Consider the following 15408-nt stretch of genomic DNA (forward strand, 5'->3'; position numbering starts at 1 on the left):
CTCTTGTAAACGTTTTATAAATTCAATTTTTTTTTTGGATTAAAAGTCAGCAAATCATTATCATTGTATTTCTAAACATGATAAAATGATTGAAAATTTCCCCTTTTATCTGTCACTTATTGTTGCTATCGTATTACTTATAATGCTGGCCAATAAAATAAAGGTGGCTTATCCTGTTCTTTTGGTAATTGCAGGATTACTGATTAGTTTTATTCCCGGTATTCCCGCCATAAAGGTTGATCCGGAACTTATCTTTATTATTTTTCTTCCACCCTTGCTTTATGAGGCAGCCTGGTCTATTTCCTGGAAGGAATTATGGAAATGGCGGCGCATTATCGGAAGTTTTGCCTTCGTTGTTGTTTTTCTTACTGCAATTTCCGTCGCTTTTGTAGCTAATTATTTCATACCCGGATTTTCTTTGGCATTAGGGTTTTTGCTGGGAGGAATTGTTTCTCCGCCGGATGCTGTAAGTGCAGGTGCCATTCTTAAATTTGTGAAAGTTCCCAAAAGGATGTCATCAATCCTGGAGGGGGAGAGCCTTTTAAACGATGCTTCTTCTCTTATTATTTTACGTTTTGCAATGGTAGCTGTAGCTACCGGGCAATTTGTATGGCATGAAGCGGCGTTAAGCTTTTCCTGGATGGTTGTAGGAGGACTCGGAATCGGCCTGGTCATAGGATGGATTTTCATGGAGTGCCATAAATACCTGCCTACAGATGCCAATATGGATACCATTCTTACAATTGTAGCCCCTTACATTATGTACATCTGTGCTGAAGAAGTGCATAGTTCCGGTGTACTTGCGGTAGTGAGCGGCGGCCTGCTACTCTCTAATCACAGGCATCGTGTATTAAGTGCTTCATCACGTTTACGGGGAATCAATGTTTGGGAAAGTTTCGCCTTTGTATTAAACGGTTTGGTGTTTGTGCTAATCGGATTAGACCTTTCTGAAATTACTTCAGGACTGGAAGGAGTAAGTCTTTCTGCAGCAATAGGATATGGCCTTTTAATAACGGGTGTGTTGATAGTTGTCCGGATTTTGTCTGCTTATGGAGCCGTGATCATTACTCTTATTGCCAGAAATTATATTACGGTAGCGGATAAGAGAAGTCCCGGATTCAAAGCTCCATTAATCATGGGATGGACGGGAATGCGTGGGGTAGTTTCTTTAGCAGCAGCACTTTCAATACCTATTAAGTTATATCCTGGTGGTCCTGATTTTCCTCAGCGAAACCTGATTTTATTTATTACTTTCATTGTTATATTGACCACATTACTGCTTCAGGGTCTGACCCTGCCTTTTATAATCAGAAAAGTAAATATGCCCTCCTTTAATGATCATCTTCCGGATGAAGAAGCCGATGAACAAATTAAAAGAGAAATGGCTCAATATACGCTTGAACATATCACGAATAATTATGGAGAAATGTTGAAGACAAGTCCTTTCTTACAAAACATACATGACAAGTGGCAGGGAAAAATAGGAGATGATGCTCAGATCAGGATTTCTCCGGAAGTTAAATCTGCATACATGGCTATCCTAAACCAACAACGGACCTGGCTGGTAGATCAGAATCATGGTGACCGCTATGATGAAGACATTATCAGAAAGCATCTGATGAGAATTGATCTTGAAGAAGAAAGAATAAGATATACCCATTAATCAATCCATGTTCAATGAGGAAAGAAGCCTCTGCAAATATTCGTTTTCCTTTAATACCTTTTGATAGGACTGCCTCGCGTAAGAAGGCGAAAGCTTATACACTTCCGTGATGGTGTGAAACTCTTCGGTTTCAATATCTTGATTGAGGTGAACGGAGTAATCGCTAATATATTTATCAATAATTCTTTTCTTCATTTCGCATAAAGTACAATTCCTTATTTTCTGCAGAGAATTTAATATAAGAGATTTATCTCCATGGAAATTAATGATATTTTTCACAAATGATAAATTATGCTTATCCTGCAATTGGTAGTGGGATTCATCTTCAAAAATCATAATCTGGCAATAGTTTTTAATTTGTTTAGAATTTTTTAAACCAATTCCATTATTTGTGTTTAAATTTTTCACTTCAAAAATCTGACCAAAATATATAAATTATGATGGAAAAAGTTTTTTCAGAATTTTTTATATGATTGTTTGTGGTTGCTTACCGGTTTCCAATAAAATCTATAGCTAATGTAGAATTATTTCTACGTATTGTGACTTTTTATTCTATGCAATTTATTTTAATAAAAAGTAAGGGAGTCTTATTTTTGTTACACTGCTTTTATAATCCCGATAAGGTTCATTTTAGAAGGATAATCTTTATTAATTATAGAGCATAACAATATTTAACATACTTTTAAGTACAAGTGTTTAAGGCTGGAAACCTCTTGAAGAGATTTTCAGCCTTATCTTTTATTTAATGAAGCAAAGTTTTTGATTAAATATATTCATGTAGATTGTGTTAGAGTAATATATGTTTAATCAATTGCATACTAATTATTTATATGGATTTTTAAGAAGGAAGTAAGCTTATATTTTTGGTCTCTTTTTTGATGCTAATCAGCAAACACAAAACAATGATGAAAGAAAAATTTAAGCATTTGCTTGGAAAAACACGTCGTGAAATAGTAGAAGAAATAGGTGATGGTTTTAATTTTCCGCATAATGAAATCTGGACCTATGAGGTAGGGAAAACCTGGATTGGAAGAAAAATTATTTTGTCAATCAGGTTCAAGAATAAGAAGGCTTCCGAGATCGCTTTTTATAAAAGCTTTAAAAAATGTTAAACATATATTTAGTTTAGTTCCTAATTGCTACCATATATTTTCTGAATTTATTGAAAAAATGAAACTGAAATATCAATATGTCAATGAAAAACCTCCCAAAAATGGGAGGTATTAAAAAATTGACTGTATATTGAAATGTAACTCAATCGTTATTGATGATTGTCAAGCCATTGTAAACGACGTTCATCGGGTAAATGCTTAACTTTAAAATTTTCGAAAACAGCATTAAATCCTGCTCCGTCAGGACATGCAGCCATTAACCCGACCATTACCGGAGTATTGTCCTGTAGATGGGCATTGCGCATCATGATGTAATTTTTATCGTCGAAAGAATAAAATACTTCTACTGCATCCAGTCTCCTTACTGCCTTTATCCATATCGCTGAAGGGATTTTATCCAGGGTAATGACACTCCAGTCGCTCGTCGTATGAGTAACGACCGTACTTAGATTATACTTTCCGTCTACAAATTCGATTCCGGCTTTGATGTAGTTTTCTTTATCCACCCTCAGTATCAAGCCCATCTGATCAAATCTGGCCTTGTAGTTTCCGTTTATTTTTACTTTAGCTTCAAATTCACCACCATAAGTGGTATAATAAAATGGTGCATCATCTACTGTAAAGCCGTAATGAGAGATTCTCCAATAATCACTTTGCGGAGTTACAAACATAGACAATGTATTGCCCTTAATCTCCCATTTTTCAGGTTCATTAAACCACATCATTTTTTCTAATGTCTGGGCGAAAGTTGTATTGATAAACAATAGGGTGCAAAAACTTAAAATGATTCTCCTCATGACGCAAAATATCTTTTCATATCAATATATAACTGAATGTAAATTATTAATTTAGCAAAAGTAAAACTTAACAATAGTATCATCAATACTGATAAATAACCATTTTATGAAGATTGTAGAAACATTGAATGAAACATTGCTGATTAAAGGGATAAATAAAAGCAATGAATGTTTATTAGATATTGATGTGTATAAAAACATAGCTCGTGTGTATACCCAAATGGAAAACACCATTTCTGTATTAAGTGATATGCAGGAAAACAGAAGCTACGTTTATAAATCCGATACTGCCCTGGAACTTGGATTGGAAAGGGAGATAGAGCCACTAATCATAAATTCCATCTGGGAAGAGGAAATCCTGAAGAGAATACATCCTGATGATAAGGTTAAAAAATACATTCATGAACTGAGATTTTTCAAGCTGATGGATTCTTTTAAACCGGAAGAAAGAACCCATTATAACGTTTTATCCAGAATAAGGATGAAAGACAAGAATGGGGAATATGTCTTTGTGCAGCACCGTATGTTTTATTTCTATTCTCCTTACAATAACAAACTGAGATTTGCCCTCTGTCTTTATAATGTCGCTATTGATCAGTCTATACTTTTACCTCCGGACTTTCTGATCATTAATTCAATAAAGGGGAAGATTGTTGCGGAGGATAAACTCAATTACAGAAACATTTTATCGCAGAGAGAAATGGAAATTTTAAAATATGTAGGAGAGGGTTTTACCAGTAAGGAAATTGCAGACTTACTTTTTATTAGTGTAAATACAGTAAGCCGTCACAGGCAAAATATCCTTGAAAAGCTGAAAGTAAAAAATTCAATACAGGCATTCAATGACAGCTTTCATTGATTAATGAAGGCTAATCTTCCGAAAAGTTCACCATAAACTTGCGTAATATCTTTTTAAATTGGTATTTTTAGTAAAACACATAACGATACTTATATGAAAAAAGACGTAAGAAATTTGAAGAGGGGAGAAGAAATCACCAATAGTTATATGGTATTCTTAGATAGGCATATTCAGGATGTTATTTCCGGCAATGTATCTGAATTTATGGAAGTGAATGAGATTGCGGACAGCCTGGCTGTTTCTCACACCCACCTTACGGATACGGTAAAGAAAGAAACCGGGAATCATCCTTGTTATTTTTATGATACTAAAATCGTAGAGCAGATACAGGTAATGCTTGCACAAAGCGATTTTTCAATTGCTGAAATAGCCAGGATATTTACTTATGATCCCTCCAACTTTTCAAAATTTTTTAAAAAGTTTACAGGAATTACACCTGGAGAATACAGAAAAAGAACAAAGACAAAAGTTCCAAAAAGTTCACCATAAAAAAACTATTCCTAATGCTCACATTTGTAAGACATAACTAATTAAAAAGAAACATAATTATGTCAAAAAATGATTTAAAAGGAAAAGTGGTTTTAATCGCCGGAGGAGGAAAAAATCTTGGTGGATTATTAAGCAGAGATTTTGCCTCAAAAGGAGCAAAGCTTGCTATTCACTATAACAGTGAAAGTTCAAAAGCAGAAAGTGAAAAGACTTTAAATGAAGTTAAAGCGTTGGGAGCGGAAGCTTTTCTGTTTCAGGGGGATCTTACAAAAGTTGAAAACATCACAAGATTATTCGACGAAACGATAAAAACTTTCGGTGGAATTGACATTGCGATCAATACTGTAGGTATGGTTCTTAAGAAGCCTTTTGTGGAAACGACAGAAGCAGAATATGATTCTATGTTTAACATCAACTCCAAAGTGGCATATTTCTTTATTCAGGAAGCTGGAAAGAAATTAAATGATCACGGGAAAATTTGTACGATTGTTACATCGTTACTGGCTGCTTATACCGGATTGTATTCCACATATGCAGGAGCAAAAGCTCCGGTTGAGCATTTTACGAGAATGGCTTCCAAAGAATTTGGTAATCGTGGTATTTCTGTAACTGCTGTTGCACCGGGACCAATGGATACCCCGTTCTTTTATGGACAGGAAAGTGATGATGCTGTTAATTATCATAAATCTGCTTCTGCTTTAGGTGGGCTAACAGACATAAAAGATATTGCACCTCTTGTAGAGTTTTTGGTAAGTGACGGATGGTGGATTACGGGTCAGACCATATTTGCAAACGGAGGATACACAACAAGGTAGATCTCTTATTCAACCGATAAAAAAGGTGATTGTTTATGCAGTCACCTTTTTCTTTTTCTTCAGTATGACTCTGTATTTGGCCTGTGAATGTTATAATTAATTATTATAAATGGATTTTGTTGTAAAATTATTTGATTTTTAATTGGTAAGATCAAAATATGGTATTTATAATAAATTTTCGATGAAAATTAAAATCAAGAAGAGTGAATTATTTATATATTTGCCTGCTAAACAACTAATAATATAAAGGATGAGTATCGATTTTACAACAGCGACATTTAAGGATTTTGAGAATATTCCTGATTATGATATCGCTCAGAGGGCAGAATATTTTTACGAATTCCTGGATCACATGAAAACCAGGGGACACATGAATTATAGACTGAAAAATAATTCAGCAGCCGATGCAGTGTTAAATATCAGCATTGCAGATCGCAATAAGGAGTATGTAAGTTTTGTATCAAGTGATTATTTAGGGTTTACACAACACCCGAAAGTAAAGCAGGCAGCTATTGAAGGAATTGAAAAATATGGTACGGGTACAGGAGCCTCACCGCTTATTGGGGGGTACTTTGATTATCATAATATTTTGGAAAAAAAAATCTCTGCCTTTTTTGGGAGGAATGAAGATGAAGTAGTCTTGTTTACTACCGGATATGCAGCTAATAGTGCGACTTTGCAGATTTTAATGCAGAAGGAAGATATTGCTATACTGGACATGGGAGTGCATGCAAGCGTACATGAAGGATGTGCTTTTACCAATAAAAAAACATTTCCTCACAATAATTTGGAAGCTTTGGAACATATTTTGAAGATGTCTGAGAGTATGTACCGTACAAAGCTCGTTATCATTGACGGAGTCTACTCTCAGGAGGGTGATACTTCACGGGCCAAGGAAATATATGATCTTGTGAAAAAATACAATGCCTATCTTATGATAGATGATGCCCATGGTGTTGGAGTTTTGGGAAAAACAGGAAGAGGAGCTTTAGAGGATGACGGTTTATTGGATAAAGTGGATTTTATAACAGGAACTTCGAGTAAGACTTTCGGTAACCTGGGAGGATATGTTATTGCAAATAAAAAAATAGCATCATTCCTAAAGTTTCAATCGAGACAACATATATTCTCTGTTACAGCGCCACCTTCTTCCGCCGGAATAGTAAAAGCAATTGATCTTGTTGATGAAGAACCCATTTGGAAAGATAAACTGTGGGAAAATATCAATTATCTAAAAACAGGTCTTAATGATCTGGGATTGGATACAGGAATTACCTGTTCTGCTATTATCCCGGTAAAGATTGGAGATCAAAATAAAATGTGGGATATCGGTAGAATATTAATCGAAAACGGAGTTTACACGAATCCTATCATGTATCCGGCCGTAGCGAGAAAAGATGCCCGTATCCGGATGACGGTAACAGCGCGACATGAAAAAGAACATTTAGATAAAACGCTTAATGTCTTTGATGATATTAATAAAAAAATGCATATTGCGAAAAAATAATAATAATTATGCCTAGAAAAGTGGTGCAAGGTCCTATAAGGGACAAAGAAAAAACAAAACAGAAACTGCTTGCTGCAGTGGGTAAAATTCTGAGAGTAAAAGGCTATGCCGGACTGAAAGTAAGTAAAATTGCAGCGGTTGCCGGTTTTGATAAAAAACTTATCTATGAATACTTTGGCAGTACAGATAAGCTTATTGACGAATATATTAAATCTCAGGATTATTGGAGTAAATTCAGCCCGAATATTGAGGAGGAAGTACAGGTTGGAAAAGGTAAAGAAGCCCTTACTCAAGGAATTCTTATGCAATTCGAGAGTCTGAAGAAAAATAAAGAATTACAGAAAATCATTCTGTGGGAACTTTCTGAAAGTAAGCCTATCCTTAAAAATATCTTAAAGCAAAGAGAAGATGTTGGGGCTAATTTATTTGAAAATGTTACAGACCCATATTTCGGAGAAGATGCAACAAGTTTTAGAGCTTTATTGGCTTTAATTGTAGCTGGTGTTTACTATCTTAATCTTTTCCCGGCCTATAACGGAACCGAATTTTGTGGTCTTGATATGAGAACGACTGAAGGAAGAGCCGAGATTGAAAAGGTGATTGTGGAGTTAATAGATAACGCCTACAAGAAAAAAGCTGCTCAGTAAAAATTTTCCTGTTTGATGTGAGATATATTTTTTGTGGATAATTTGAAGACTTTTGACTTTCAAATTAGAACTATATTTCTTATTTTTGACCAATGGAAAATTTTATCGTATCTGCAAGAAAATACCGCCCGCAAGAGTTTGACACTGTTGTTGGACAATCCCATATTACAGATACTTTAGAACATGCAATTGAAGAGAACCAGTTAGCACAGGCTCTACTATTTTGTGGGCCTCGTGGTGTTGGTAAGACAACCTGTGCCAGAATTCTGGCCAGAAAGATCAACGAAAAGGATGGTTCCGTTTCAGAAGACGGTTTTGCTTATAATATTTATGAGCTCGATGCTGCCTCAAACAACTCAGTGGATGATATTCGGGAACTGATCGACCAGGTTCGTTTTGCACCGCAGGTTGGCCAGTATAAGGTATACATTATTGATGAGGTGCATATGCTGTCTTCTGCAGCCTTCAATGCTTTTCTTAAAACACTGGAAGAGCCGCCCGCTCACGCAATTTTTATTCTTGCAACAACGGAAAAACATAAGATCATTCCTACGATTTTATCCCGTTGCCAGATATATGATTTCAAAAGGATCGTTATTGAGGATATTCAGGGGCATTTAAGAAATATAGCCCAGAAAGAAAATATCCAATATGAAGATGATGCTTTATATCTTATTGCGCAGAAAGCAGACGGTGCATTAAGGGATGCCCTTTCGATTTTCGACAGGCTTTCTACATTCTCCCAGAAAAATATTACATTGGCTAAAGCTGCTGAAGTACTTAATATTCTTGATTACGATCAGTATCTCAATATTCTGGACCTGGCTAAAGACAATAAGATTCCTGAAACCCTTTCCGCATTCAATGAAATTGTAAAAAAAGGTTTTGATCCGCATATTTTTATCGCAGGACTTGGAAACCATTGTAGGGACCTCATGATGGCTCAAAATGCTTCAACGATAGATTTAATTGAGGTAGGAGAGAAAACAAAAACTAAATTTGTAGAGCAAAGCCAGAAATGGAATGTTCAGCAATTGATTGATGCCATTGAAATCTGCAACCATGCAGACATCAACTATAAAAATTCCAAAAACCCGAGACTTACTGTAGAAATTGCATTAATGCAATTATGTTCATTGACTGCCCAGGCAGACGTTGCTAAAAAAAAAAGTTTATAATACTAGCTCCGTTTCTTAGTGAGAAACAGGAAATAAAACTTCCCAAACAGGAAAAATCAGAGCCAGTAAAACAGGACAGCATTGAAAAACCTTCGACTCCCATAGGTCATCAGGCTGAACCCACGATAAGAAAAACATCCAAACCTTTATCAAAAGGTATTTCTTCAGGATTCAGCATTAATTCTTTTTTAAATAAAGAGGAAAAAGAAGAAAAGGAAGAAGCTGTTGTTACTAAAGCTGATAATCTTCCGCAGCATCATTTTACCGAAACGGATTTGTTAATGGAATGGAATTTATTTTTAAAACAAATCCAATTCAAACAAGCAGTAGTTTTCAATGCTATAAAATCTTTTAAACTGGTTAAAATTGATGAGACAACAGTACAGGTTTTATATCCTTCGGACTCAGCAAAAGCTGAATTTGATAAAATAAGTGGAGAATTTTTCAATCATTTTAAAAGAAAAGTACTTAATTATTCAATTGAAATTGATTATAAAAAAGACGTTCAAAACCTTAAGATAGAGGTGGTTACGAAGAAAAAAATATTCGAAAAGTTCGTTGAGAAAAATCCTTTATTAAAAGATCTTGATGATTTAATGAAGTTTGATTTGACATAATTTTATATCTTTGTCAAATCTTTTTGTTCAAAATGGATTTTTGACAAAAACAAATGATTTAATTGTAAAGCTAAAGAATAGACAATTACAGAATAAAGTGGAAAAATTATTAGTCCCATCTCTGTCTACTTTAAACCTTTTTGGTTTTATACCCGCTGATTATTTTAGCGGTTATTTTAGCTTTTCGGCTACTTATTATAGAAATTTTAGAAGTTATTACCGATTTTACTGGTACTACTAATTAAATTTCTTTCCAAAAAATAGGAATTAACGGATCTTCTCTCATTAATTCCTCATCCCAATAAAAAATTTTTAAACGGCATTTTTTGAAAAGAATTATAAAGAAACTTTATAAGGGAAGAACCGTTTGTGCATTATAATAAATTAAAAATAAGATAAAATAAATTAACAGAATGAATTTAAAAGATTTAAAAAACGATTGGATTAATGAGTTTTCACAGCCATTAATGATTGCCGGGCCATGCAGTGCTGAAAGTGAAGCTCAGATGTTGGAAACTGCGAGAAGGATAAAAGAAACCAATGCGCAGGTGCCTGTTTTCAGGGCAGGTATCTGGAAACCACGTACAAAACCCAATGGATTTGAGGGAGTCGGAGTTATTGGATTAAATTGGTTGAAAAAAGTAAAAGAAGAATACGGCTTCAAAACAGCTACCGAGGTAGCCAACGCACATCACGTTTTTGCCGCTTTGGAAGCAGATGTGGATATTCTTTGGATCGGAGCCCGTTCTACTGTGAATCCATTCACCGTTCAGGAAATTGCAATGGCTTTAAGAGGAACGGATAAACCTGTATTGGTTAAAAATCCTGTAAATCCGGATCTGGCATTATGGATCGGAGCCTTGGAAAGACTTGTAGGGCAAGGGATTCACAATCTGGGAGCTATACACAGAGGTTTCTCTACATACCAGAAAACAAAATACAGAAACAATCCGAACTGGCAGATTGCTCTGGATTTCAAAAGCCAGTTCCCGAATATTCCGATGCTGATTGATCCTTCCCATATTTGCGGAAACAGAACTGGATTGGCAGATATTACCCAGGAGGCAATGAACGTAGGTTACCAGGGAGCTATCATTGAAAGTCACTGTAATCCAGATGAAGCATGGAGCGATGCTTCACAGCAGATTACACCGGAAGTTTTAGCTGAACTTATTGGTAATCTAAAAATGAGAAATGCAGGATTAGCAGGATTTGACGGTGAAATGGGAAGACACAGAACGTTGATTTCTGATCTCGATTTTCAGTTAATTGAGCTTCTTTCCCAAAGGATGAAAATCTCTGAGAAAATTGGCAAGCTTAAAAAAGAGAATGATATCGCTATTTTCCAGCCGGAGCGTTGGAAAGTGATTACCGAATATGCTACTCAAAAAGCAAAAGAAACAGGAATGTCACAGGATTTTATTGAAAAGGTTTTCAAAGCGATACATGAAGAGTCGATTGAAGTACAGAACAATATTATGATTGAGAAATAACAATTATAAAATAATAAATAACGGATTCAGGGCTTAAGAATCAGACGTGCACGAAACAGAAACTTCGTTACGAAACTGAATCTTAAGTCCTGAATTTTTTAATATTGATCTTATGATGAAATCGGAAAATATATTTTCTTATTTTCAAAAGCCTTATAGTCTACTTTAGCTTTTCATTTTTCCCAGCTCTGTATTTTGAATGTTCCATTTTAAACTCTGTACTATACATCCTCCTACCTATCACCGAATTCCTTATATTTGCATTCTATACGTATGAAAGGAAAAATTATTAAATCTACAGGAAGCTGGTACCAGGTTCTGGAAATGGAAACCGGTAGAATTTTCGAAGCCAGAATTCGCGGCAAGTTTAAACTTATCAAAACCCGGCTTACGAATCCTTTAGCTGTGGGAGATTATGTAGAGTTTCAGCTGGAACAGGATGATATTGCCTGGATTACTAAAATAGAACCACGAAAGAATTACCTGATAAGGAAATCGGTAAACCTTTCCAAAGAAGCTCATATTATAGCTTCTAATATTGATCTTGCATGTTTCATTTTTACACTTCGGTATCCGGAAACTTCTCTGGGATTTTTAGATCGTTTTTTAGCGTGTTGTGAAGCATATAATATTGTACCTCTTATTTTATTTAATAAAATTGATGTCCTGAATGAAGAAGAAATAGAGATCGTAAAAGATATAGAGTTTATGTATCAGGAAATCGGATATGATACACTTGAGATATCATCTTACTCCAAACTTAATCTGGATCAGCTTCAGGAAATTTTAAAAGATAAAACTTCTGTATTTTTCGGACATTCTGGTTGTGGTAAATCCACATTGGTTAACGCAATGCAGCCCGGATTAAATCTAAAGACTTCAGAAATTTCAGATAGCCATCTGAAAGGAAAGCATACGACTACGTTTGCCCAAATGCATTTTTGGAATTTTGGAGGAAATGTTATTGATACACCCGGAGTAAGGGAATTTGCGATGATTGATATAGAAAAAGAAGAAGTACAACATTACTTTCCTGAAATTTTCAAAAAAAGGGAAGACTGTAAATTCCATAACTGTATGCATATCAATGAACCTAAATGCGCAGTAGTGGCTGCCCTGGAAACAGGAGAAATTCAGCATTCCCGATATTCTACTTATATAAAATTAATGGATGAAGCAGAAGAAGCTTCTCAAAAATAGTCTTATTCATGAGTGAGGAAAAGCATATTCCTGTTCATAACCTTACCTATCAGGAATTTCAGCTGACCACTTTGGAAAATGGACATCCTGAAAATTTTAATGACGTCCACAGGCATAATTTTTTTGAGATCCTGTGGTTCAAAGAGGTAAAAGATGATAGTCATCTTGAACTTGATTTTGAAAATTATCATCTCAAAAATAATCAGATATGTATTATAGCTCCGGGACAGGTGTTCAATATGAAGCTCCGGGGTGAAAAAGGATACGTCTTTGCCATAAGCCGGGAAATCTTCCAGGAAATTTGTGACGTGGAACTCATCCTTACCAATGGGGCAGCTCCTTTTTTTCCTGATTATGAAAGCCGGAAAAATTGCCAGGGGATCATTAAGCTGCTTGAGGACGAATACCATGGAAATTGCCGGATGAATTTAATCAAAGCTTATTTAAAAGCTTTTTGTATTATTATCACAGAGGATCTTACTTCACAAGAGCCTTTACTCCATGACAAGCAACGTATACAAAAGCTCCTTACGCTGATCGATACCTACTATATTACACAAAAAGAAACCCGATTCTACGCAGAAAAACTTAGCATAAGCGCTCATCATCTTAATGACATTGTGCGGATTTCACGTGGGACAACAGTAAAAAAAATGATCGCTCAACGCCTTTTACTTGAGGCAAAAAGAGAATTAAGTTTTGGAGCTCTGACAGTAAAAGAAGTAGCCTTCAGATTAGGCTTTAATGATTCTTCTTATTTTTCCCGTTTTTTTAAGAAGCATTCAGGGTACAGCCCCGAACAATTCAAAAATATGAATGACTGATTCCAGGGATAATCCTCAGTTTGTCCTGGTAAGCCTTCAATAGTTTCATTGGATGACCTTTAATTTTATAAGAATTTTGCATGCTGTAAAAGTCAATGTTGGCATGTAATGATTTAAAAAAATTATGAAAAAACTGAGTATTATTGTATTTATTCTGGCTCTTTTAAACACGCTCGAATCTTTAAGTATAGATCTTTATCTTCCTGCTTTTCCTGTTATGGCAAAAATTTTCGGAACCGATATAGGGCATATCCAGATTTCCATTTCCATTTTTTTTGCCGGTTTTGCTATCGGGCAGCTACTATGGGGACCTTTATCTGATAAAAAGGGGAGGAAGCCTATGCTGTATTGCGGATTAATCCTATTTATGATTGGAGCCGTTGCTATTATCTTTACCGAAAATATATATGTGTTGTGGATCATGCGTTTTCTTCAGGCTTTTGGAGGAAGTGCCGGGATTGTCATTGGTAGGGCCATTGTAATAGACCTCTACGACAAAGAAAAAGCGGTAACTATCTTTTCCAAGCAATCTCAGATAAGCGGGATTGCTCCCATTGTAGCACCATTAATGGGCAGTATTTTTCTGAGGTTTTGGGGATGGAATAGTGCGTTTAGCTTTTTAAGCATTTTAGGAGCTATCACTTTATTTCTTGTTGTTAAGTATATTCCGGAAACCAATTCCCGGATAGCATCACCTGAAACTTCGGAAACTGAAATCCAATTAAAAAATCAGCTGAAAGTTATTATTTCCAATAGAGATTTTATCAACAATACTATTATCGGGAGTATTGCTTTTGCATCACTGATTATTTATATTTCCAATGCTCCATTCCTTTTTATGGAAATTCATGGATTTTCCAGTGAAGTATTCAGCTTTATATTTGCCTTTAATTCCATGGCATTAATATTTGCAGCCTATATTACTCCGAAATTAACCCAGAGAGTTAAGGATACCCGAATTCTATTTTCTGCTGCTATCCTGTTGTTGTCAATGAGCTGTTTACATTTATTTATATCTCTGGGCCAATTGTTCGTGGGATTGGAAGTTGCGGTTCTGTTTTCTTCTCTTATAGCAATAGGACTTCTTTTTCCTATTACTACTGCCCATGCATTATCTCCTTTTAAAGAGGGTCGTGGTACAGCTGCAGCCCTGATGGGATTTATTCAGTTAATGGTTACCTTCCTCATGTCAGCTATAGTTGGTTTTTTAGAATCTCAATCCATTATGCCCATGATTATAGCGCGGATCGCACTGGCAGGGGTTGCTGTCTTTTTTGCTTATAGAACTTTTTTGGCAAAAAAGGTTTACGCTTAGAAATATCTCATTTCGATCTTGTTGATAATAAGATTTTTAAAATAAAAAAAATGCCACTTTGACATGTATGTTGGAGTGGTATTTTTTTCGAAAAAATATCGTTTTTTTACTTTTTGGGGTTCTTGGTGATGATTTTGGGGATTTTTTTTTGAGAAAATAAGGGAGATATCATAGATTTTAACAATAAAAAACCCAGCCGAAGCTGGGTAAAAACTAATAACCATGAAAACTCAAATTAAACATGAGAATCGCAATAGAATAAACAATTACTGTGCCAAAGATGAATTTACTATTTCTTAATAAAAGTTATTTTTATGTTAAAAAAAATTAAAATGGAGATAAGGTTTTTTTTTGTAATTTTGCGGCATTAAAAAAAATATACGTTTATGTCTAACATTACATTCACTATGATTAAGCCTGACGCAGTTGCAGACGGACATATCGGTGCTATATTAGGTAAAATTGCAGAAGGAGGTTTTAAAATCAAAGCTTTGAAGTTAACTCAACTTACTGTAGCTGATGCTAAAAAATTCTATGAAGTACATGCTGAAAGACCTTTCTATGGGGAACTAGTAGAATTCATGAGCTCAGGACCAATTGTTGCAGCTGTTTTAGAAAAAGACAATGCAGTGGAAGATTTCAGAACTCTTATTGGTGCAACAAACCCTGCTGAAGCTGCAGAAGGAACTATCAGAAAAATGTTTGCAAGAAGCATAGGAGAGAATGCCGTTCACGGTTCAGATTCTGACGAAAATGCTCTTATCGAAGCACAATTCCATTTTTCCGGAAGAGAGATCTTTTAAGACCAGAATTTATTCAAAATATAAATCCGGAGATAATTCTCCGGATTTTTTATTTTCAAACCCTGCTATTGGGAAACTTTTATAATAGC

16 protein-coding genes are annotated in these 15408 nt (G+C 35.2%); 14 read left to right on the forward strand and 2 right to left on the reverse strand.

The window, feature by feature from the left end:
- Positions 1–85 precede the first annotated feature (85 nt).
- Positions 86–1663: a Na+/H+ antiporter gene (locus tag ACNFU2_RS01970; RefSeq protein WP_418123484.1), complete on the forward strand. Its 1578-nt coding sequence runs from the start codon at positions 86–88 to the stop codon at positions 1661–1663.
- Here ACNFU2_RS01970 and ACNFU2_RS01975 read toward each other — a convergent pair whose 3' ends face one another.
- Positions 1664–1999 (reverse strand): hypothetical protein, encoded by a 336-nt coding sequence (locus ACNFU2_RS01975; protein WP_273647790.1) that lies wholly within the window; start codon positions 1997–1999, stop codon positions 1664–1666. It abuts the gene before it with no gap.
- A gap of 566 nt (positions 2000–2565) precedes the next feature.
- Between ACNFU2_RS01975 and ACNFU2_RS01980 the strand changes: the two genes are divergently transcribed.
- On the forward strand, positions 2566–2775 hold the full coding sequence (locus ACNFU2_RS01980) for a hypothetical protein (RefSeq protein ID WP_228457038.1): 210 nt from the start codon (positions 2566–2568) through the stop codon (positions 2773–2775).
- 149 nt (positions 2776–2924) lie between these two features.
- Here the strand turns inward: ACNFU2_RS01980 and ACNFU2_RS01985 are convergent, their stop codons facing one another.
- Positions 2925–3572, reverse strand: a complete 648-nt coding sequence (locus ACNFU2_RS01985) for a DUF1349 domain-containing protein (RefSeq protein ID WP_418123486.1) — start codon at positions 3570–3572, stop codon at positions 2925–2927.
- 106 nt (positions 3573–3678) lie between these two features.
- On the opposite strand from ACNFU2_RS01985, the gene ACNFU2_RS01990 reads away from it, so the two are divergent.
- The 12 genes from ACNFU2_RS01990 to ACNFU2_RS02045 all read left to right on the forward strand — a co-directional run bounded on the left by ACNFU2_RS01990 (position 3679) and on the right by ACNFU2_RS02045 (position 15319).
- On the forward strand, positions 3679–4431 hold the full coding sequence (locus tag ACNFU2_RS01990; protein WP_418123488.1) for a response regulator transcription factor: 753 nt from the start codon (positions 3679–3681) through the stop codon (positions 4429–4431).
- A gap of 93 nt (positions 4432–4524) precedes the next feature.
- The gene (locus tag ACNFU2_RS01995; RefSeq protein ID WP_418123490.1) at positions 4525–4920 is read left to right on the forward strand and encodes a helix-turn-helix domain-containing protein; all 396 of its coding nucleotides are present in this window, start codon (positions 4525–4527) and stop codon (positions 4918–4920) included.
- Between the two features lie 59 nt (positions 4921–4979).
- The gene (locus ACNFU2_RS02000) at positions 4980–5735 is read left to right on the forward strand and encodes an SDR family oxidoreductase (protein WP_418123492.1); all 756 of its coding nucleotides are present in this window, start codon (positions 4980–4982) and stop codon (positions 5733–5735) included.
- 250 nt (positions 5736–5985) lie between these two features.
- Positions 5986–7242, forward strand: coding sequence for an aminotransferase class I/II-fold pyridoxal phosphate-dependent enzyme (locus tag ACNFU2_RS02005; RefSeq protein ID WP_418123494.1), 1257 nt, complete (start codon positions 5986–5988; stop codon positions 7240–7242).
- Between the two features lie 8 nt (positions 7243–7250).
- Positions 7251–7889, forward strand: coding sequence for a TetR/AcrR family transcriptional regulator (locus ACNFU2_RS02010; protein WP_172283368.1), 639 nt, complete (start codon positions 7251–7253; stop codon positions 7887–7889).
- 92 nt (positions 7890–7981) lie between these two features.
- Positions 7982–9067: a DNA polymerase III subunit gamma/tau gene (gene dnaX, locus ACNFU2_RS02015; RefSeq protein ID WP_172283367.1), complete on the forward strand. Its 1086-nt coding sequence runs from the start codon at positions 7982–7984 to the stop codon at positions 9065–9067.
- A 281-nt stretch (positions 9068–9348) separates the two neighbouring features.
- Entirely contained in the window at positions 9349–9684 is a 336-nt protein-coding gene (locus tag ACNFU2_RS02020; RefSeq protein WP_172283366.1) for a hypothetical protein, read from the forward strand.
- 413 nt (positions 9685–10097) lie between these two features.
- On the forward strand, positions 10098–11177 hold the full coding sequence (locus ACNFU2_RS02025; protein ID WP_172283365.1) for a chorismate mutase: 1080 nt from the start codon (positions 10098–10100) through the stop codon (positions 11175–11177).
- A 273-nt stretch (positions 11178–11450) separates the two neighbouring features.
- Complete coding sequence (gene rsgA / locus ACNFU2_RS02030) at positions 11451–12377, forward strand: ribosome small subunit-dependent GTPase A (RefSeq protein WP_172283364.1); 927 nt, start codon at positions 11451–11453, stop codon at positions 12375–12377.
- Between the two features lie 8 nt (positions 12378–12385).
- Positions 12386–13201 carry a helix-turn-helix domain-containing protein gene (locus ACNFU2_RS02035; protein WP_418123498.1) on the forward strand — a complete coding sequence of 272 codons (816 nt, stop codon included), beginning with the start codon at positions 12386–12388 and terminating at the stop codon, positions 13199–13201.
- A gap of 124 nt (positions 13202–13325) precedes the next feature.
- Entirely contained in the window at positions 13326–14516 is a 1191-nt protein-coding gene (locus tag ACNFU2_RS02040; RefSeq protein ID WP_418123500.1) for a multidrug effflux MFS transporter, read from the forward strand.
- Between the two features lie 386 nt (positions 14517–14902).
- Positions 14903–15319 (forward strand): nucleoside-diphosphate kinase, encoded by a 417-nt coding sequence (locus tag ACNFU2_RS02045; RefSeq protein WP_034687444.1) that lies wholly within the window; start codon positions 14903–14905, stop codon positions 15317–15319.
- Positions 15320–15408: the final 89 nt, after the last annotated feature.

The organism is Chryseobacterium sp. PTM-20240506 (assembly GCF_048296755.1).
Classification (GTDB): Bacteria; Bacteroidota; Bacteroidia; order Flavobacteriales; family Weeksellaceae; genus Chryseobacterium; species Chryseobacterium proteolyticum.